At 42.1% G+C, this 18,488-nt stretch carries 19 protein-coding genes, 8 tRNA genes and 1 pseudogene; 13 read left to right on the top strand and 15 right to left on the bottom strand.

Going from position 1 to position 18,488, the window contains the following annotated elements; genetic code table 11:
• Positions 1–140: 140 nt before the first annotated feature.
• From G5B11_RS16905 to G5B11_RS16885, 5 genes and pseudogenes are all read left to right on the top strand, one after another.
• Positions 141–419, top strand: coding sequence for a type II toxin-antitoxin system Phd/YefM family antitoxin (locus G5B11_RS16905; protein ID WP_173729152.1), 279 nt, complete (start codon positions 141–143; stop codon positions 417–419).
• A gap of 2 nt (positions 420–421) precedes the next feature.
• Positions 422–739 (top strand): type II toxin-antitoxin system RelE/ParE family toxin, encoded by a 318-nt coding sequence (locus G5B11_RS16900; RefSeq protein WP_173729151.1) that lies wholly within the window; start codon positions 422–424, stop codon positions 737–739.
• A gap of 123 nt (positions 740–862) precedes the next feature.
• Positions 863–1,240 carry an SdpI family protein gene (locus G5B11_RS16895; RefSeq protein ID WP_003864540.1) on the top strand — a complete coding sequence of 126 codons (378 nt, stop codon included), beginning with the start codon at positions 863–865 and terminating at the stop codon, positions 1,238–1,240.
• A 108-nt stretch (positions 1,241–1,348) separates the two neighbouring features.
• Positions 1,349–2,284, top strand: a complete 936-nt coding sequence (gene rhuM, locus G5B11_RS16890; RefSeq protein ID WP_118254254.1) for a RhuM family protein — start codon at positions 1,349–1,351, stop codon at positions 2,282–2,284.
• A 118-nt stretch (positions 2,285–2,402) separates the two neighbouring features.
• Positions 2,403–2,627, top strand: a pseudogene (locus tag G5B11_RS16885) (DUF3784 domain-containing protein); the annotation flags it as partial.
• Between the two features lie 132 nt (positions 2,628–2,759).
• Here the strand turns inward: G5B11_RS16885 and G5B11_RS16880 are convergent.
• Positions 2,760–2,831: transfer RNA gene (locus G5B11_RS16880), tRNA-Gln, on the bottom strand.
• A gap of 412 nt (positions 2,832–3,243) precedes the next feature.
• Here G5B11_RS16880 and G5B11_RS16875 point away from each other — a divergent pair.
• Together G5B11_RS16875 and G5B11_RS16870 are read left to right on the top strand one after the other, a co-directional pair.
• Complete coding sequence (locus tag G5B11_RS16875) at positions 3,244–4,710, top strand: nicotinate phosphoribosyltransferase (protein ID WP_173729150.1); 1,467 nt, start codon at positions 3,244–3,246, stop codon at positions 4,708–4,710.
• Positions 4,711–4,771: 61 nt separating this feature from the next.
• The gene (locus tag G5B11_RS16870) at positions 4,772–5,320 is read left to right on the top strand and encodes a M15 family metallopeptidase (protein WP_158421496.1); all 549 of its coding nucleotides are present in this window, start codon (positions 4,772–4,774) and stop codon (positions 5,318–5,320) included.
• Between the two features lie 2 nt (positions 5,321–5,322).
• On the opposite strand, the gene spoVT is transcribed toward G5B11_RS16870, so the two are convergent.
• Positions 5,323–5,871 (bottom strand): stage V sporulation protein T, encoded by a 549-nt coding sequence (spoVT, locus tag G5B11_RS16865; RefSeq protein ID WP_173729149.1) that lies wholly within the window; start codon positions 5,869–5,871, stop codon positions 5,323–5,325.
• 274 nt (positions 5,872–6,145) lie between these two features.
• Here spoVT and G5B11_RS16860 point away from each other — a divergent pair, with 274 nt between their 5' ends.
• Positions 6,146–7,195, top strand: a complete 1,050-nt coding sequence (locus G5B11_RS16860; RefSeq protein WP_173729148.1) for a threonine aldolase family protein — start codon at positions 6,146–6,148, stop codon at positions 7,193–7,195.
• Here G5B11_RS16860 and G5B11_RS16855 read toward each other — a convergent pair.
• Together G5B11_RS16855 and G5B11_RS16850 are read right to left on the bottom strand one after the other, a co-directional pair.
• The gene (locus tag G5B11_RS16855; protein ID WP_158421499.1) at positions 7,156–7,545 is read right to left on the bottom strand and encodes a hypothetical protein; all 390 of its coding nucleotides are present in this window, start codon (positions 7,543–7,545) and stop codon (positions 7,156–7,158) included. The genes G5B11_RS16860 and G5B11_RS16855 overlap by 40 nt on opposite strands.
• A gap of 81 nt (positions 7,546–7,626) precedes the next feature.
• Entirely contained in the window at positions 7,627–8,232 is a 606-nt protein-coding gene (locus tag G5B11_RS16850; protein WP_173729147.1) for a CDP-alcohol phosphatidyltransferase family protein, read from the bottom strand.
• A gap of 288 nt (positions 8,233–8,520) precedes the next feature.
• On the opposite strand from G5B11_RS16850, the gene trhA reads away from it, so the two are divergent.
• A complete protein-coding gene (gene trhA / locus G5B11_RS16845; protein WP_173729146.1) occupies positions 8,521–9,183 on the top strand; it encodes a PAQR family membrane homeostasis protein TrhA in 663 nt (220 codons plus the stop codon).
• 1 nt (position 9,184) lies between these two features.
• Here trhA and G5B11_RS16840 read toward each other — a convergent pair whose 3' ends face one another.
• The 3 genes from G5B11_RS16840 to G5B11_RS16830 form a co-directional block, all read right to left on the bottom strand.
• On the bottom strand, positions 9,185–9,427 hold the full coding sequence (locus G5B11_RS16840; RefSeq protein WP_158421502.1) for a GIY-YIG nuclease family protein: 243 nt from the start codon (positions 9,425–9,427) through the stop codon (positions 9,185–9,187).
• 212 nt (positions 9,428–9,639) lie between these two features.
• Entirely contained in the window at positions 9,640–10,419 is a 780-nt protein-coding gene (locus G5B11_RS16835; protein WP_173729145.1) for a M23 family metallopeptidase, read from the bottom strand.
• 82 nt (positions 10,420–10,501) lie between these two features.
• On the bottom strand, positions 10,502–11,356 hold the full coding sequence (locus G5B11_RS16830) for a SpoIID/LytB domain-containing protein (RefSeq protein WP_173729144.1): 855 nt from the start codon (positions 11,354–11,356) through the stop codon (positions 10,502–10,504).
• A gap of 188 nt (positions 11,357–11,544) precedes the next feature.
• Between G5B11_RS16830 and G5B11_RS16825 the strand changes: the two genes are divergently transcribed.
• Positions 11,545–12,732, top strand: a complete 1,188-nt coding sequence (locus tag G5B11_RS16825) for a metallophosphoesterase (protein WP_173729143.1) — start codon at positions 11,545–11,547, stop codon at positions 12,730–12,732.
• Positions 12,733–12,794: 62 nt separating this feature from the next.
• On the opposite strand, the gene G5B11_RS16820 is transcribed toward G5B11_RS16825, so the two are convergent.
• The gene (locus G5B11_RS16820) at positions 12,795–14,645 is read right to left on the bottom strand and encodes a DUF975 family protein (protein WP_191868131.1); all 1,851 of its coding nucleotides are present in this window, start codon (positions 14,643–14,645) and stop codon (positions 12,795–12,797) included.
• A 250-nt stretch (positions 14,646–14,895) separates the two neighbouring features.
• Between G5B11_RS16820 and G5B11_RS16815 the strand changes: the two genes are divergently transcribed.
• The 3 genes from G5B11_RS16815 (at position 14,896) to yedF (ending at position 17,646) form a co-directional block, all read left to right on the top strand.
• A complete protein-coding gene (locus tag G5B11_RS16815) occupies positions 14,896–16,719 on the top strand; it encodes a serine hydrolase domain-containing protein (protein ID WP_173729142.1) in 1,824 nt (607 codons plus the stop codon).
• Positions 16,716–16,952 (top strand): DUF3343 domain-containing protein, encoded by a 237-nt coding sequence (locus G5B11_RS16810; protein WP_173729141.1) that lies wholly within the window; start codon positions 16,716–16,718, stop codon positions 16,950–16,952. The genes G5B11_RS16815 and G5B11_RS16810 overlap by 4 nt, the downstream gene beginning before the upstream one ends.
• Before the next feature lie 82 nt (positions 16,953–17,034).
• Entirely contained in the window at positions 17,035–17,646 is a 612-nt protein-coding gene (gene yedF / locus G5B11_RS16805; protein ID WP_173729140.1) for a sulfurtransferase-like selenium metabolism protein YedF, read from the top strand.
• Between the two features lie 62 nt (positions 17,647–17,708).
• Here yedF and G5B11_RS16800 read toward each other — a convergent pair.
• The 7 genes from G5B11_RS16800 to G5B11_RS16770 all read right to left on the bottom strand — a co-directional run bounded on the left by G5B11_RS16800 (position 17,709) and on the right by G5B11_RS16770 (position 18,376).
• A tRNA-Lys gene (locus tag G5B11_RS16800) sits at positions 17,709–17,781 on the bottom strand.
• Positions 17,782–17,816: 35 nt separating this feature from the next.
• Positions 17,817–17,889: transfer RNA gene (locus tag G5B11_RS16795), tRNA-Phe, on the bottom strand.
• 5 nt (positions 17,890–17,894) lie between these two features.
• Positions 17,895–17,968, bottom strand: a tRNA-Met gene (locus G5B11_RS16790).
• Between the two features lie 24 nt (positions 17,969–17,992).
• A tRNA-Thr gene (locus G5B11_RS16785) sits at positions 17,993–18,065 on the bottom strand.
• 44 nt (positions 18,066–18,109) lie between these two features.
• Positions 18,110–18,191: transfer RNA gene (locus G5B11_RS16780), tRNA-Tyr, on the bottom strand.
• 10 nt (positions 18,192–18,201) lie between these two features.
• Positions 18,202–18,274: transfer RNA gene (locus tag G5B11_RS16775), tRNA-Val, on the bottom strand.
• Positions 18,275–18,302: 28 nt separating this feature from the next.
• Positions 18,303–18,376, bottom strand: a tRNA-Asp gene (locus G5B11_RS16770).
• Positions 18,377–18,488: the final 112 nt, after the last annotated feature.

The raw sequence follows: 18,488 nt of genomic DNA, 5'->3' as shown, positions 1-18,488 counted from the left end.
TTAGGGTAAATTCCACCGCATAAGCGGGCGGTGGAATTTAAAGTTTCATTTTAGGGGATTTTTTCAAGTATGGAAATAGCGTTGAAAATATAGGCAATGAATGATATAATTTTTATATATAATAATAGGAGGTGCGTATTATGTTTGCTATACAAGAAGCTATCAGACCATCAGCAGATTTAAGGAATCATTATAATGAAATTTCAAAGCAGTGCCGTGAGGGAAAAGAAGCAGTTATCATTACTGTAAATGGAAGAGGCGATACAGTGTCCTTGTCTTATGAAGAATACAAGAATATGAAATCAAGAATAGAATTACTTGAAATCCTTGCTGAAGCAGAAGATGACGTAAAGAATGGTCGTGTTGAGCCAATCAGCGAAACTTTTAATGATTTACGTGCTATGCTGCAGGAGGGCTAAGCTTGAAATACAATATTGTTCGTACTGATACTGCAGATGCTGGTCTGCGAAAGATTATATTATATATTGCACAGAATTTCGGCAATGATGTGGCATTGAAAAAGCTAGACGAAATAGAAGATCGAATACAACAACTAGGGGATAATCCAAATCTTGGAATTAATCCGAGATACCTGGTATTAAAACGTCAGGGTTATAAGGTTTTGGTTCTTGAAAAAGACCTTGTATTTTATAAAGTTAATGAAGCCCGAAAAGAAGTCACTATATACGCTGTCGTAGATCAGCGGCAGGATTATTTGAACATTATTCGAGGTTTGTAAGGCAAACATCGAAATATAACTGACTAAGCAATTTAATTAAGGCTTGCCTTTATCCAGAAGAGTAGGCGGTAGGAATATAAAAAGAGTAAGATAACTCGGAAGTTGTAGTAAAGGAGGTTTACAATGGGGTTTTGGATTTTTATGTTGATTATGGATTTGCTTCTTCCATTTACGATGATTGGTTTTGGAAGATATTTTATGAAAAAGGCTCCAAAGGAAATAAATTCAGTATTTGGATATCGGACTTCGATGTCTATGAAGAACAAAGACACATGGGAATTTGCTCATAAATATTGTGGTAAAGTCTGGTATGTCTGTGGAATGGTTATGTTGCCGATAACAGTAATATTCATGCTTTTAGTGATTGGAAAAAATGAAGATTGTGTTGGGAGTATAGGAGGAATTATCTGTGGTGTTCAACTTATTCCTTTAATTGGGTCTATTCTCCCAACAGAAATAGCATTAAAAAAGAATTTTGATAAGAATGGAACAAGACGATAAATTCAATTTGTAGGGCTAAATTATAGAAAATTAAAAAAACGGAAAATTTATTATTGAATTCGTTTTAACTGTTGGCATTTTTTTGTATTTTCAGAAGGGAAAGCAAACATGGAGAATGAATTAATTTTGTTTGAAACTGCCGATAAAGAAATAAAGTTAACTGTGCCTATAAAAAATAATACTGTATGGCTTAATAGAAAACAGTTAGCCGAATTGTTTGGAAGAGATGTAAAGACAATTGGGAAACATATTAATAATGCATTAAAAGAAGAGTTGGATAATTCAGTTGTCGCAAATTTTGCGACAACTGCTTCAGATGGAAAAGTGTATCAAGTTGAACATTATAATTTAGATATGATTATTTCTATAGGCTATAGAGTGAAATCTAATCGAGGAGTAGAATTTAGAAAATGGGCTAATAGTGTTCTAAAACAGTATATCATACAGGGGTATGCAATCAATGAAAAAAGATTAGAAGCTTTACAACGAACAATAAATATCCAAACAAAAATGCTTGCATGTACTTTGGAAGTAGATGAAGCAGAGGTGTTGAAAGCTGTTAGCTTATATACAAATGCTTTGATGCTGTTAGATCAGTATGATCATCAATCACTTAAAAAGCCTACTGGAAGCAAGGCTATCTATAGAATTACATATGAAGATTGCCGAAATATGGTGAATGCAATGGAAGATTCATTTCACTCGGATGTCTTTGGGATTGAGAAAGAAAAGGGAAAAGTTGAAGGTATTCTTGCAGCAGTTTATCAAAATGTTTTTGGAGGAGATGTTTATCCTTCCTTAGAAGAGAAAGCAGCCAATCTTTTGTATTTTATGATAAAAGATCATCCTTATGCTGATGGATGCAAGAGAATTGCTGCATCGTTATTTTTGGAATTTTTGGCTCGAAATAATATACTTTACAAAGCTGATCAAAAAAGAGTAAGTGATGGTGCATTAGTAGCAATAACATTAATGATTGCAGAGTCAGATCCAAAGGAGAAAGATATTATGGTTAATTTGGTGATGAATTTGTTAATAATGTAAATTTGATTTCGAATCGGAATTGACCGAACTCTTTGAGCGAGGGATACTTCTTGTCCGAAGGGCAAGAAGGTGGAGTTGAAAAAGATTATAACAATCGGAAGTTAAGGAGGGCATTTATATGAAATTAGCAGATTTAGCTACGGGTCCAGACTGGATAATATGGATTGTCTTTGTGGTATTTGCTGTACTTTCTATAATTTTACTTTCTGGGCACGGAAGTTGGTTTATTTCTGGATACAATATGGCTTCAAAAGAAGAAAAGGAAAAGTATGATGAAAAGAAGTTATGCAGAACAACGGGAATTGGAATGTCTATTATAGCAATTCTTATATTAATTAAGGGCACTGAAAAAGTCTGATTCTAAAAAAGAATTGGGCTTTTTTAGAATCAGACTTTTTCAGTGCCCTTTAAATCTGTAGCTTCTGGGACTTTTCACAATACGAAAAAAGCACCTCGTCTGAGATGCTTTACTTAGCAGGGCTACAAGGATTCGAACCTTGAAATGACGGAGTCAGAGTCCGTTGCCTTACCGTTTGGCGATAGCCCTAAATTCTCTTTCGCAATGCGCTTCTCGCTTGCGACAAGTGGTATTATATAATACTCCTCACAGAAATGCAAGCCCTTTTTTTATATTTTTTTATTTTTTTTAATATTTTTCAAATACCTTTTTTTAATATTTTTACATCAAACCTTTATCTTTTATCCGAATGTGATATAATGTGAGCACTTAGTATATCAGCTGGGAGATGACTCCCACCTCTATAGGTGGTGAGAAACAAGCTAGTATCAGTGGTGGGAGTCAATCCCCCAGCTGATATAGCCTCCGGCAGGATTGCAGAGGCATTCTTGTACGTAGCTGTTCAGTATTCTCACAGTTATGATGAGACTTCCTACTGAAAAGTTACAGGCTTATATTACCATAGCGATACGGAAATTTATAATGAATGAGGAGAAAACACATGAGAGCAAATAATCTGACTCTGCTAACGGATCTTTATGAACTTACCATGATGCAGGGTTATTTTAAAAATCCGACGGATCAGACCGTAGTTTTTGACATGTTTTACAGAGACAATCCCTGTGGCGGCGCATTCGCTATCTGTGCCGGTCTGGAGCAGATGATCGAATACATCGAAAATCTTCACTTTACAAAAGAGGATATTGATTATCTTCGCAACCTTCACCTTTTTGAAGAGGATTTTCTTGAATATCTGAGTAATTTTCATTTTACAGGTGATATCTATGCCATCCCCGAGGGAACTGTGATCTTCCCCAGAGAACCTATGGTAAAAGTTATTGCGCCTATTATGGAAGCCCAGCTTGTGGAAACAGCGATTCTGAACATCATCAACCACCAGAGTCTGATCGCAACAAAAGCAGCCCGTGTATGCTATGCAGCCAAAGGCGATGGCATTATGGAATTTGGTCTTCGTCGTGCCCAGGGACCGGATGCTGGTATCTTTGGTGCCCGTGCTGCTGTGATCGGAGGCTGTATCGGTACTTCCTGTGTTCTTACAGGACAGATGTTTGATGTACCTGTGCTTGGCACCCATGCCCATTCCTGGATCATGAGCTTTCCAGATGAATATACTGCATTTAAGACCTATGCAAAGCTTTACCCCAATGCCTGCATCCTTCTGGTGGACACCTATGATGTGCTGAAGTCCGGTGTTCCCAATGCCATCCGTGTATTTGAAGAGATGCGTGAAGAAGGCATTCCGCTTACCAGATACGGTATCCGTATTGACAGCGGAGATCTGGCTTATCTGTCCAAAGAAGCATACAAGATGCTTGCTGCTGCCGGCTTTGACGATGCCACCATCTCTGCTTCCAGCGACCTGGACGAATACCTGATTGAAAGCCTGAAAGCCCAGGATGCAAAGATCAATTCCTGGGGCGTTGGCACACGACTGATCACTGCTAATGACAATCCTGCCTTTGGAGGCGTATATAAATTATCTGCTGTCAGGGATCCGGAGACACAGGAATTTATTCCCAAGATCAAATTGTCTGAGAATACAGCAAAAGTGACAAACCCAGGCAACAAAACCGTTTATCGTATCTACAGCAAATCCACAGGCAAGATCAAAGCAGACCTGATTTGCCTGGCACACGAGAAGCTGGATGAAAATGATACCATGATCATTTTCGATCCGGTAGATACCTGGAAAAAGACAAAAGTGCTTGGCGGTACCTACCAGCTTCGTGAGCTTCTGGTTCCTGTAATCCGCGAGGGACGCCGCGTGTACACTTCTCCATCTGTGATGGAACTGCGGGATATCTGTCTGAAAGAACAGGAAACCTTATGGGATGAATCCAGACGTTTTGTAAATCCTCAGAAGGTTTATGTAGACCTTTCTCCAAAGCTGTATACCATGAAGAAAGAATTGATCGAAGAAATGAGCCAGAAGGATCTGGATTTTTAAAAAACAGGAATACCCCCTTCCCTTTTTGCATAAACATAAAAGGGAAAGGGGGCTTTTTATTATGCGTTATGATTCTTACACCCGTCTGATCAATGGAAAACATCCTCTTCCCGAGGGGTACGTCCCCAAGCAGCTTACAGATATCGGACTGCCCTTTCAGGCATCCTCCCAGGATTCCAGGCGTCTTCTTGAGATCCGTACTGCCCAGGCTGCACTTCGCCTGTTTCAAAGTGCCCAAAGAGATGGGTTGAACCTTTATGGTATTTCCGGATACCGTTCCTACCAGTGTCAGAAACAGCTGTATGGGCAGAATCCTTATGTTGCTGCCCCTGGTACAAGCGAACATCAAAGTGGCCTTGCCCTGGATGTTTCCTGCGCAGAAGCAGGCTTTGCTCTCACTGAGGAATTTGCCTTTACCAGCGAAGGATCATGGCTATCCAGAAATGCTTCTCTTTTTGGGTTCATCATCCGCTATCCCAAAGGAAAAGAAAACATTACTGGTTTTCCCTGGGAGCCTTGGCACATCCGCTACGTTACCCGGGCACTTTCCAATTACCTGGCCCTTACCGGTCAAACGCTTGAAGAATACTATGCCCTTCGTCCCTTCTGATCCTACTGCTCCATCTGCCTTCCCAGAAAACCGGCAGCGGTCTGAACCAGAAGCTTTTCACTGTTTCCTATGGTTTCCCTGTCATTTTTCCCGATCAGGATCACACTTCCTATGGCATCTCCAGAGCTTATAATCGGCTGTATGATCTGCGCCAGGGAGTTTTTCACCTGTTCTGTAGTAATGGCCACTTTCTTTCTGTCCTGTGCTCCGGACAGTTTCATTTCCCGTGCAAAGATCACTTCTTCCAATTCACTGCTGATCTCTTTTCCTACATACTCTTTGCTTCCCTGGCCTGCTGCCGCTATCACCTGGTCGTGATCTGTAATACAGGAAACCATTCCCGTTGTCTGCGACAGTACTTCTGCATATTCTTTTGCAAAGGTACTCAGCTCCCCTATTGGTGAATATTTTTTCAGGATAATTTCACCTTCCCTGTCTGTAAAAATTTCCAAAGGCGTACCTTCTTTGATCCGTAATGTCCGCCTGATCTCCTTTGGGATCACAACCCTGCCCAGATCATCGATCCTGCGGACAATTCCTGTAGCTTTCATATAAAAAATCCCTCCTGCTTCTTACATACTTTCCATAATTTGTGCTGTATGGATAGTATGCGAAAAACAAGAGGAATTATGCGTCAAAATCACAGCTTACCAAAATCATAACCTAAAAATCACAATTTACGAAAGTCTTATCAAATCACATCAAATCACAGCCTGCAAAAGTCTTTGCACTTTGCTTCTTTTTGCATTAAAATAAAAAGGAACAACAAAGCATATAGATTTATGCCTCACATCTCTAATATCGAACTTAAGGAGCATTATAAATATGAATACAAATTTATCATTTGCATGCGACTATATGGAGGGTTGCCATCCGGCGATCCTAGAAAAGCTTACAGAAACAAATCTGATCAAAACTCCAGGATACGGACTGGACGATTATACACGTTCTGCCTGTAAAAAGATCAAATCAGCCTGCCGGAAACCGGAGGCACAGGTTTTCCTTCTTACCGGCGGCACACAAACAAATGCCACTGTGATCTCTGCAATTCTTAAAAGCTATCAGGGCGTAGTTTCTGCCAGCACAGGACATATTGCCACACATGAAGCCGGAGCAGTAGAAGCCTGCGGTCACAAGGTTCTTACTCTTCCTTCCCATAACGGGAAGATTGATGCAGCAGAATTATCCCGGTTTCTCGTGGATTACGATCAGGATGCGAACCATGACCATATAGTTATGCCTGGAATGGTTTATATCTCCCATCCCACAGAATATGGCACATTATATTCCCACTCAGAACTTGAAGAGATCAGCCGGATCTGCCGCCAGCACCAGATTCCTTTATACCTGGACGGAGCCAGGCTGGCTTATGCACTTGCCTGCCCCCAAAACGACCTGTCATTGCAAGACCTTGCAGCCCTTTGTGATGTATTTTATATTGGCGGCACCAAATGCGGTGCTTTATTCGGTGAGGCAGTCGTGATCACTGTTCCCGGACTGATTCCTCATTTCTTTACCATTATCAAACAGCATGGTGCCCTGCTGGCCAAAGGCAGGCTGTTAGGTATTCAGTTTGATACTTTGTTTACCAACCATCTTTACGAGCATATCGGGAAGTCTGCCATTTCGGCAGCCGATCAGATCCGGGACATGTTGAAGAGCAATGGATTTCAGCTGTGTTATGATTCTCCCACCAATCAGATTTTCTGCATTATAGATAATTCTGTAATGGATCGTCTCCTGTCCCAGGTTGAATGCATTTTCTGGGAAAAATATGATGATTCCCATACCGTGATCCGTTTCGTAACAAGCTGGGCAACCACTCAGGAGGATGTTCAGAGACTGGGAACTGTTTTGTCTTTTTGTTTTTCCTGATCGTGGAACTTTTTTCTCTGACTGGACAGGTTAAAATACTCACTGGAAATAAACCCATGGGCAACCAATGCCTGAAATACCCGTTCCTGCTCATGGGTCATATCCATCCCCACAGTGGAATTATAGTCTGTGATCACACATCCTGTCTTCTCGATCAGCCAAAACAGTGGTGAATCATCCTGTGGCACCATTTTGAATATCTCATCCGAAGTGTAGGGCAGTAATCCCATCAAAGCCTCCATATGTCCGCCGTCCTGGATCAGCCGGTAATCTCCATCCGGCATAATGATCCCGTCACTAAAATTACTGTCCTGCTTCATCTTGTTCAGAAGCTCTTCTGTTACCTTCATCTATCTTCCCCATTACACATTTTATTTATTAGCTTTTATTTTTTTGCTTTTATTTTTTAACTTTTATTTATTAGCCTTTATTTATATTGTCTTTGATATCGTCTTTTCATCCTTTTGTTTTACTTCTGTATCCAGAAAATGCATCTTCAGGATCCCGTGATAAAATCTTCCATACAGAACCAGTGACATAAGCATAATTCCAGCACAGAAAACGATCAGAAACCAGGCCAGCCCGTCTGGAATCTCCTGCCAGAAAAATAAAACAGTCATCACCAGATACAAAACTACTGTACTAAGCTTCCCGTACCATTTTGCACTGTTGATCTGATCTCTCACCTTCAGAGTCTGATATCCCCAGTAAAGCATGATTCCTTCCTTTACAGCAAATAAAAGGATCATCACCCAAAGTCTTTGATATCTGGAGGAAAGACAGAAAATCATAGACACCTGTGTCAGCTTGTCGGCTACAGGATCCAGCACCTTACCTACATCAGAAACCATGTGAAATCTGCGAGCCACCTTTCCGTCCAACACATCGGTCAGTGCAGACAGTGCCACCACAACAATCGCCTGTTTATAATCTCCTCTTCTGTACAACCATATAATAGCCGGTATCAATAGGATCCTGAACAAACTCATCAGATTGGGAATGGTCATTATGTTGTCTTTTTTCAATCTTTCTCCCATAGCTTCTCCTTTTTCATGTATACTCCTTTTCCATCCGTTACCATATTGTTTCATTCTAACATGAAAAAAAGTTTCGTCAACCTGATAAAAAATAAAAAAAGACTGATAAAATATAAAAAAAGACTTGCTTTTTATAATATTCATGTTATAGTATTCATATGCTTGTTATATAGTTTTGAATACTACATGCAAATGTTTTTGATGCTACGTTATTTTTTTTATATTTTTGATGCCACGTAAATATTTTAAATCATAGAATTCCTGTAATCATTCAAAGGAGGTTTTCACATGAAATTCAAATTAAAAGATCCTGGCAGCGCCATTACTCATGGTATCGCATTTCTGCTTGCAGCGGCGGGCGCAGCACCACTGCTGATCCGTGCAGCTGGCTGTACAGATCACCTGCACCTGGCTGCCCTTAGCATATTTATCCTTACAATGATGCTTCTATATGCAGCCAGTACTATTTACCACTCCGTAGATTCTACCGAAAAAGTCAACCGCAGGCTGCGCAAGATGGATCATATGATGATCTTTGTAATGATCGCCGGCAGCTACACACCTGTATGTCTGATCGTCCTTCATAATCACATCGGCTATATTCTGTGTGCAATGGTCTGGACAGTTGCCATTCTTGGGATCCTTTTCAAAGGCTTTTGGGTAACTTGTCCCAAATGGCTTTCGTCCCTGCTCTATATCGGCATGGGATGGCTGTGTGTACTGGCATTTATGCCGATTTTCACAGCACTTCCAAGAGCAGCCTTTGGCTGGCTTCTTGCAGGAGGGCTGATCTACACAGTAGGCGGTGTGATCTACGCCTTAAAGCTTCCGCTATTTAATTCCAGACACAAGAACTTTGGTTCCCATGAGATCTTCCATGTATTTATCATGCTAGGCAGTGCATGCCACTTCATCCTTATGTATTCCTTCGTTGCCCGCATGCCATTATAAGTTAAAAATCAAGCAGCTCCAGTTTCTGTTTTCTGGTCAGCTGCTTGATTGCATATTCTCTTTGCATTGCTTCCTGCTTCGTCTCATACCCCTCGTAATAAACTAGCGTCACCGGACGCTTTGTGCGGGTGTATTTTGCCCCATCCTGGCCTTTATTATGTGCCTGCAGCCGTTTCCTCAGACAATTTGTCCAACCAGTATACAGGCTTCCGTCTGCACATTTCACCATATAAGTATAATTCATTTATAATCCCTGGCTTTCTATGTAAAGGAATGCCTTGGCATTCCCTTTTTGTAACTGTAAGGATACTGAACTGTTACCCCTTTTCTATATAAAAGCAGCCGGTAAGAAGCGTATCTTATCAGGATTTCCGTAATATCTCTGTTGGCAGGGAAACCGGCCGCATATTTTCCTACCTTCTTTATTATACGTGCTCTCTTACTTTTTGTGAATCCCTATGGCAGATATACGATCGGGTCAATTGGCTTTCCGTCTTTCTTCATTGCAAAGTACAGATTACTACCCTCTTTACTGTAATATTTTGTAGGTGTACCTATATATCCGATGGTTGTACCCTTTTTCACTGTATCACCCTGCTCTACCTGCAGATCTGTCAGCTGACCGTATATCGCCTGATATCCGTTTCCAAGTTCCATAGTAACCGTTGTCCCTGTCTGTGCGTCCTGTGCGATAGTCAGTACCTTTCCATTAACCGCAGACTGGACCGGGGCTCCCTGCACTGCCTGGACAGCAATACCGGAGCTTAATCTGTACTGATCCAGCGTAGGAAAATACGTAGTATTGTCCATGCTGTAATCAATCAGGATATTTCCATTTACCGGCCACTCCATTAATGTATCCTCTGAAAAAAGGATCTCCGGTGCCATGTTTAATGCGGTAGTTCCACTGGCTCCTGTTTCTGCAGCTGCTTCTGCAGACGAAGCAGTTTTGATAACATCTGTCTGTGTCTCTTCTTGTATCAGATTTTCTCCTGCTGTGATGCTGCCACTATCTGTTTCCGCCTGCACCAGACGGGTATCTGCCTGTGCACTGGCCTCCTCTTTTGTCTCGTCTTCCTTGGCATCACTTTCCTGAACACTTTCCATTGGCAGGATCTCCTGAATGATCTCCCCATTTTTGGATGTTCCAAGCTGATACGCACTGATCCCAAGTGCTGCCAGCACAGCCAGCGCCCCAACATTGAAAATAACCTTCATTGTTCTGTTTTTCTTCATATTCTTTTCACCTCTATCATCGTAATCCAGAGCCTGTTCGCTGCTCCACCTGTAATTATAGGGTGTCCAGAAATTTCGCCGGCTATACACCAGCTTTTGGAATCTGTACAATATTTTTTATTTCCATTTCAGGAAAATAAGTCTGAAGAATGTGTTCCCAGCCATATCCTGCTTTTGCCAGACAATTTCCCCCATATTGTGAGTATCCAAGTCCATGACCTTTTCCCTTGCACAAAAAACGATACCTGCTGCCTATTTTCTGCACTTTAAAATCCGCTGAAGCCAACCCAAGTCCGGTACGGAAGGCTTCTCCCTCAACAGGCTTTCCATCTGCCAGCATCCAGCTTACATATCCTTTGGAGTCCCTTTCCCGGATTTCCAGTACCTTGGGCATCTGTGATGCAGGGATATAAAAAGAAGATAAATACTCCTCCGCTTTTTTATCTTCACTGCTGTCCACAGATTTCAGATAGCTGTATTCTTGACTGTGAAAAGCCTCCTGGCCATCCCTGGTGCTTCCACTGCTGATCTGGTGATAGGGAACCAGCTTCAATTCCTCATTCCATGTAAGCACCATATTTTCCGTTTCATGTACCGCTTCCTCATAGCATTCTTCTTTTTTCCGAAAAAAAAGCTCTGGAAATTTTCCGGCTGACATTCCATACTCCCGCCGCTTTATCACAATATCACGCAGGCTGCTGCCCTCATACATTTCATCATAAAAATTGGTTCTTGTGACCACTGCCTGGGCTTTTACTGCTTCCATCTCATATCCTGCAGGTATCTGTCCTTCCAGCATGCAGGCGATCCATTCTTCAGGATCAAAAGTATGTACTGTAAGTGCCTGTTCTGCTCCATTTACTATGATAACCATAAGATACGGGAGTACCAGAAGTACAGGCAGGCTGCATAGGATATTTCTGATCTTTTCCTTCATAAGCTATTTCCCGGTTGTCTTTTTTTCAGTATATGTTTTTTTCTCATAAAATTATACTATGACCGTAATAGCGGTAAGGATTGAATATTGTATCCCTGTCAAAATTGCGGTATACTAAACAAAATAAATCGTAACTGCGAAGTCACTGATCAGTTACCGCAAATCTCACATTTGGGGGTTACATAACCATGACAGCTTTTTTACTGGCACCATTTTATATTCTTGTGAATGTTTATGTGGTTCGTTGGATGATCCGCTGGATGGGTGCCTGCAGCCATATTTTCCAGTCTGCAGTCTTCCGCGCTATATTTATCATTTTTTATATTCTGATAGCCTCTTCACTGCTTACAGGCTTTCTGATCAACAAGCCGGAATTTCTTCACCGCATCCTGAAAACCACTGGCAACTATTTTCTCGGCACATTTCTCTACATTATTTTAGTAATTGTAGTAGGCGACCTTATACGCCTGATCCTTAAGTATGTATTTCATGCCCGATTTCTGGAATTTCGCAGCACCTTCGTGATCACAGGCTTTGTCTGTATGGCACTGATCATTCTCATCAGCGTTTACGGTATCCTGCATGTAGGTACCATCAAAGTAACGCCTTATGAAGTGACCGTCAACAAAAAAGTGAAGGACATGGATTCCCTTAAGATCGTCCTTCTTGCAGATACCCATTTCGGTTACAGCATTAACTGCCGTCATGCCCAGAAAATGGCAGAAAAGATCAATGCCCAGGATCCGGATATTGTCTGCATTGCAGGGGATATTTTTGATAATGATTACGATGCCATCAGCGATCCTGAAGGAGTGTGTAACGCATTGAAATCCATTAAATCCAGATATGGGGTATATGCCTGCTGGGGCAACCATGACCTGGATGAACCGATTCTTGCCGGATTTACTTTTGGCGGAAAGAAAAAAGATCAGGCCGATCCGCGTATGGAGCAGCTGCTTAGAGATGCCAATATTCATCTTCTTACAGACGAAGCAGAATTGATCGATGATAAATTTTATGTTGTAGGACGAAATGATTCTTCCCGTACCCATAAGCTTGGCGGGCAACGACTTTCCCCGGCTCAGCTGACCAAAGACCTTGATCTTGATAAACCGGTTATTTTCATTGACCATCAGCCCAAACAGCTGCAGGAAACTGCAGATGCCGGAGCAGACCTGGATCTTTGCGGCCATACCCATGACGGCCAGATCTTCCCCGGAAATCTTTTTATCCATCTGTTCTGGGAAAATTCATTTGGTTATCTGAAAAAAGACAATATGCACAATATTGTTACTTCAGGTGTAGGTGTGTGGGGACCGGATATGAGAGTAGGCACCAACTGTGAGATCTGCCCCATCACTGTACATTTTCAGTAATGGGACAGCAGTTCATCACCCGCCATAAGGAAAAAGGGACTGTTATTTACTGTTATTTGCTGTTATTTACGGTCCTTTACGATCCTTTCCTTGGTAACAGTAGTAACTCCCTTTCCGCTGTTAGGATATCTGGATGAATATCCCTGGTCTGTCAGGAAAACACAGATCAGGCTTACACATAATACTACAAGCAGCTTGTGATTCATTCGCTGTACCAGATTGTCCAGAAGAGGGGCCAGCACATAAATGATCACCAGGCCTCCTACGCCAAAGATCAGCAGTCCTTCTGCACAGATCCTGCCATTCAGGTTAAGAAAATAACCTGAATAATCCCACCATCTTTTACCGTTTATAAGTTCCAGTACATAGGAAGTAAGATATTCTACCCCACCACAAACCACCATGGTCATTACAAATTCTATTGCAGGATCATTTCGGAACCTGTACAGCAATAACAGGATCAGTACACTCCCGCTTCCATATATCGGCAGCCATGGACCATGTAGAACCCCACGGTTTACTATGGTTCCGTTTGTGATCAGGTGAAGACTGACCTCCCAGATCCAGCCTCCACAGGACATGATAAAAAAGACCATGATCACTGACCATACAGAATAACAGCGCATATAATTGATCTGGGAAAGCCATTGCCTGGTATTCTTATTTTTTTCCGAAAGAGGCCCCAGCCTGGAAGGATAGATCTTGCCTTCATAAGCCTCTCGCAATTCTGTCCCCTGCAGCATTTCCGCCTGCTTCTTTTCAAATTCCCGTTCTTTTTTGTCACCAAAGAATACGATGCCCAGATTCTTGATCATAAATCTGTGGATTCCTCTCATAGAAGCCAAAATGTCTTCTTCGCTTTCCTGTTTCTTGAGCACATCTCCATATGCCATCGAAAGCATTTCCTGTGAAGGTATTTCAAAAAGATACCGGTCATTTAAAAGCTGACTGCCTGGAATTTTCTTTTCTTTTCCTATCTTCCGCAGCCTGGCATAATATTCACACATGGTAGTTTCTTTGTAAGGTCTTGTAATAAGTATACTCACGATCCAGCCTGTAAAGGCTCCCAGAATTTCCCATCCCAAAAAGGAAAGTTCCAGCGTGAACAATTCCCATTTATGCCCATTCATCATCTTTCTGGATAGCGTGATCGTTTCATTTGCTCCAAGCTCCGGATTCTCAGCCACGATATAAGGAACCATAAAATACGAATAGTGTTTGATCAATCCCCCCACGATCGTAAACCACCATAACAATTTATATGTCCGCATCACACACATGGTCAAACTTGCCTGAACCCATTTCCGTACCTTCAGAAGATAAAATACCCTCTGTGTATGGATTTTTTCATAGCGCATGCCTTCCATAAACATACGTACCATGATAACCTTATATACATTGATAAACAAAAACCAAACCAGGAAAACGATCACCAGACTGACTAGTATCAATATGATCACTGCAGCACTGTCCGAGCCAACAATAGAAGAAATCGCCACAGCAATCGACACGATAAATGCTCCGGATGTGATCTTATTTACGATCTTTGAAAGCATTCCCCGGCTATGCCCCAGCACAGCTTTCTTGTTATCCTTTGAGGAGTTTACCTGCTTCTGTATCCGTTCATCTGCCAGACGTCTTCCTTCTTCTCTGTTTCCGTCAAATAAATTCTTCAGAATAGCTATAAACTGACTGCCCATTCCAGGATCTTCCTCATAAATCTCCTCACTTACCGGATCTTTTACTTTGAATGGCAGGTTCAACCTGGCTGTTACTTCTGTCCTGGCAATACTGTAATCTACAAACCTTCCGCCGGAAATGATCATAAGTACTAGACACAGCACCACCCAGATGCCATAATGTTCTTTGACTGAAATTCTTGCCTTTCTTTTTATCATTTTTCTGTAATTCATACTTTTCTCTCCTTCGTATAATATGATTATATAGAAATTGCAGATAAAACACAATATACGTCACAGGATTGTAAGCATATTGAAAGCATATCTTAAGAAAAAGAATATGGTGCCAGGATGGCATTGGGGGATATTATAAATTCCAGAGACATTCATTGCTTTTTTTAAGCAAAATGAGTATAATGCATAAAAAGAGTTGTCTGTCAGTTTTATGATGGCAATAATAAATTCTGATATCAGGAGGTTGTCTATGGCCAAAGAACAACTTGCAGTAGCGGAACTGATCATGAATCTGATCCTTGGAAAAACAGAAAATGTAAGCCGTGTAGAATTTTTTCCGCAAAAGAAAAAATTCCCGGAGGATTTGCCCTATGAACAGCCTTTTCCAAGAGCAACCCCGGAAAGTCAGGGCGTATCTTCCCGCCTGCTTAGTGCTATGATCCGTGAGCTTTACAGCTCCAAATATACAGATATGCATCATCTGATGGTACTGCGACATGGAAAAGTGATCTGTGAATGTAATTTTGCCCCTTATCCGGCCGGCATGTGGCACATTACCCATTCCATGTGCAAAAGCATTACCTCTATGGCTATTGGTCTGCTTGTAAACGAAGGAAAGCTTACCCTGGACGAAAATATATATAAGATTTTTGAGGATCAGCTGAATCCTTTTACCAAGGTGCTCCGTCCCGTCATTACGGTGGATAATCTTCTTACCATGACCAGCGGTGTGACCTTTAACGAATCCGGCATTGTTTCAGGCAATGACTGGCTTGGAAGCTATCTAAACTCCCAGGTTTCAGGCCGCCCTGGCACCACGTTCCAGTACAACAGCCTGAATACTTATGTATTGTCCGCCATTGTTACCAAACGTACCGGCGAAACTCTGACGGATTATCTAAAACCACGGCTTTTTGAGCCTCTTGGGATCACGCGATATCTATGGGAAACTTGTCCCAAAGGGATCACCAAAGGGGGATGGGGACTTTTCCTATGCATGGAGGACATGGCAAAGCTTGGCCAGCTTTACCTGCAAAAAGGCATGTGGAATGGTCAGCAGATCATTCCTGCACCATGGGTAGAAACCTCCACACAGAAGCATACAGACAGCATTCCAGGTACGTTTGGATACGGCTATCAGATCTGGATGGAGCAGCGGCCCGGAAGCTTTGAATTTAATGGAATGCTTGGTCAAAATGTGGTTGTTTATCCGGATATGGACATGGTACTTGTAACCAATGCAGGGAACAACGAGCTGTTCCAGAATTGTGTTATGCTGAATATCATCCGCAAATATTTTCCTGTGGAATATATGCCAGAAGAACAGTTGCCAGAGGACCCAAGTGCTTATGGTATTCTGCAGAAACTGATCGGTTCTATCCAGACCGGCGGTAAAGCTCCTGCCATTCATGGCGGCTGGCCTAAATCAGCCAGAATATCTGCCAGATATCCAGGAAAACCTTGTACTATAAACTGCCAGCCGGATCCGTATACTATGTTCAGACAGCTTAATGGACGAACTTATCAGCTTTCTCCACAATCTGTTGGCCTTTTTCCACTGTTTATACAGGTTTTCCACAATAATATGACGGAGGGGCTGAGGGAAATTTCTTTTTCCTATGAAAAAGGCATATTTTACGTACTGTTTCTGGAAGGTGATACCCTTCACCAAATCCCGGTAGGTTTTTCAACTGCCAGACAGACCTGGCTCACGATCCATGAAGAGCCTTACCTGATCGCCACATCCGGTGAATTCACCTCTGACGAAAATGATATCCCTGTACTTAAGCTTACCCTTACCTTTCTGGAGGAGTGTGTCAGTCGAAAGATCCAGATCTTTTTCCAGGACGAACAGATCCAGATCCGCTTCCTGGAAACACCTGGCAAGGGAATGATCATGGAAGGGCTGGAATCTGTAACAGAGGAACTGGCCAACAAACTAATTTTTGCCACTTTCCGGGATAATGGCGGCATGACAGTAGTACACAGACTCATGGAAGGTACCATCGAACCAGTGGTACAGGGTACTCTATGCCCCCAGAAGATTATAAGCAGTCAGGAGCAACCGTCATGATTTCCAGGAAATTGCGTCTGGTAATCACCTTTTCTTCTACAACTGATGCACTACTTCTGGAACAGTCCTGTAAAGAAAAACAGATTTCCGGTGGTCTGATCCCGGTGCCCAGGATGATTTCTGCCAGCTGCGGACTGGCCTGGAGTACAGATGTTAATAATGAAAAGAACATTCAGACGCTGCTCGACTATATCCAGGTTCAGCCGGAAGGTATCTATCAATGCATGATTTAAATTCAAGCATCAGTTATCAAGGTCAAAAACCGCATACATTTGATCATATGCGGATGATTTATAACATAAAGGAGTAAAAAAAATGGAAAAAATTACTTTTGATGCAAGAGGTATGGCATGCCCTCTTCCAGTTGTAAATGCCAAAAAGAAATCTGAGGAAATGCAGCAAGGTGGTTCTCTAACCATTCTTGTAGACAATGAGATCGCTGTACAGAATCTGCTTAAATTTGCTGCCAGCCGTGGATTTGAAGCCGTTTCCAGCAAAGAAAACGAAACAAATTATTCTGTAACTATGGAAGTGACAGCTTGTTCTCCAAGCTCCTCAGAAGCTGCTGTTTGCAGTCCGGATGCCCGTAGACAGGGAACTGTGGTAGTTCTTTCTGGAAACACTATGGGTACTGGTGATGAAAAGCTTGGAAAGGCCTTAATGAAAGCTTTTATTTTTGCCCTTACAAAACAGGATGTACTTCCGGAAACCATTCTATGTTACAATTCCGGGGCTTATCTTACCTGTACCGGATCTGATTCCCTGGAAGATCTGAACACTTTAGAGACACAGGGTGTAAAGATTATGACCTGCGGCACCTGCCTTGATTTCTATAATCTGAAGGAACAGCTGCAGATCGGTACTGTTACTAACATGTATGAAATTGTTGAAACAATGGAAAAAGCCGGTTCGATCATCCGGCCATAAATATGGAAAAAAAATAATCCGTAAGTCCTTTGTTTATAAGGATTTACGGATTTTCTTTTTCATGAGACATCGGGGATTCGAACCCCGGACAACTTGATTAAAAGTCAAGTGCTCTACCAACTGAGCTAATATCCCATATTCTTTTCGTTAGCTTTTTTAGTCAAAGCTAATGCCCAGAGCCGGAATCGAACCAGCGACACGAGGATTTTCAGTCCTCTGCTCTACCAACTGAGCTATCTGGGCATAAGTAGCGGGAATAGGATTTGAACCTATGACCTTCGGGTTATGAGCCCGACGAGCTTCCAGACTGCTCCACCCCGCGGCATTATTAAATTAGAAATTAAAAAGCCGATGATCGGACTCGAACCGATAACCTGCTGATTACAAATCAGCTGCTCTGCCAATTGAGCCACATCGGCACGTAACCGTCTACTGGCCACTTATGAATAATTATTTATTCAAGTGGATGGAGAAGGATTCGAACCTTCGAAGGCGTTGCCAACAGATTTACAGTCTGCCCCCTTTGGCCACTCGGGAATCCATCCATGATATCTATGGGACCTATAGGGCTCGAACCTATGACCCTCTGCTTGTAAGGCAGATGCTCTCCCAGCTGAGCTAAGATCCCATATTATTTAATTCGCTGATTACAGCAGCGACCCGGAAGAGACTCGAACTCTCGACCTCCGCCGTGACAGGGCGGCGCTCCAACCAACTGAGCCACCGGGCCAGATTATTGTACCTTCAAAACCACATACATGCTGACATCCTTTGGAATCTTTTACCTGCTTTTTGGTCAAGCCCTCGACCGATTAGTACTGGTCAACTCCGTACATTACTGC

This window comes from Blautia glucerasea (genome assembly GCF_013304385.1).
Lineage (GTDB): Bacteria > Bacillota > Clostridia > Lachnospirales > Lachnospiraceae > Blautia_A > Blautia_A ammoniilytica.
The sequence above is the reverse complement of the archived record's forward strand: the minus strand, read 5'-3'. Positions and strand labels throughout refer to the sequence as shown.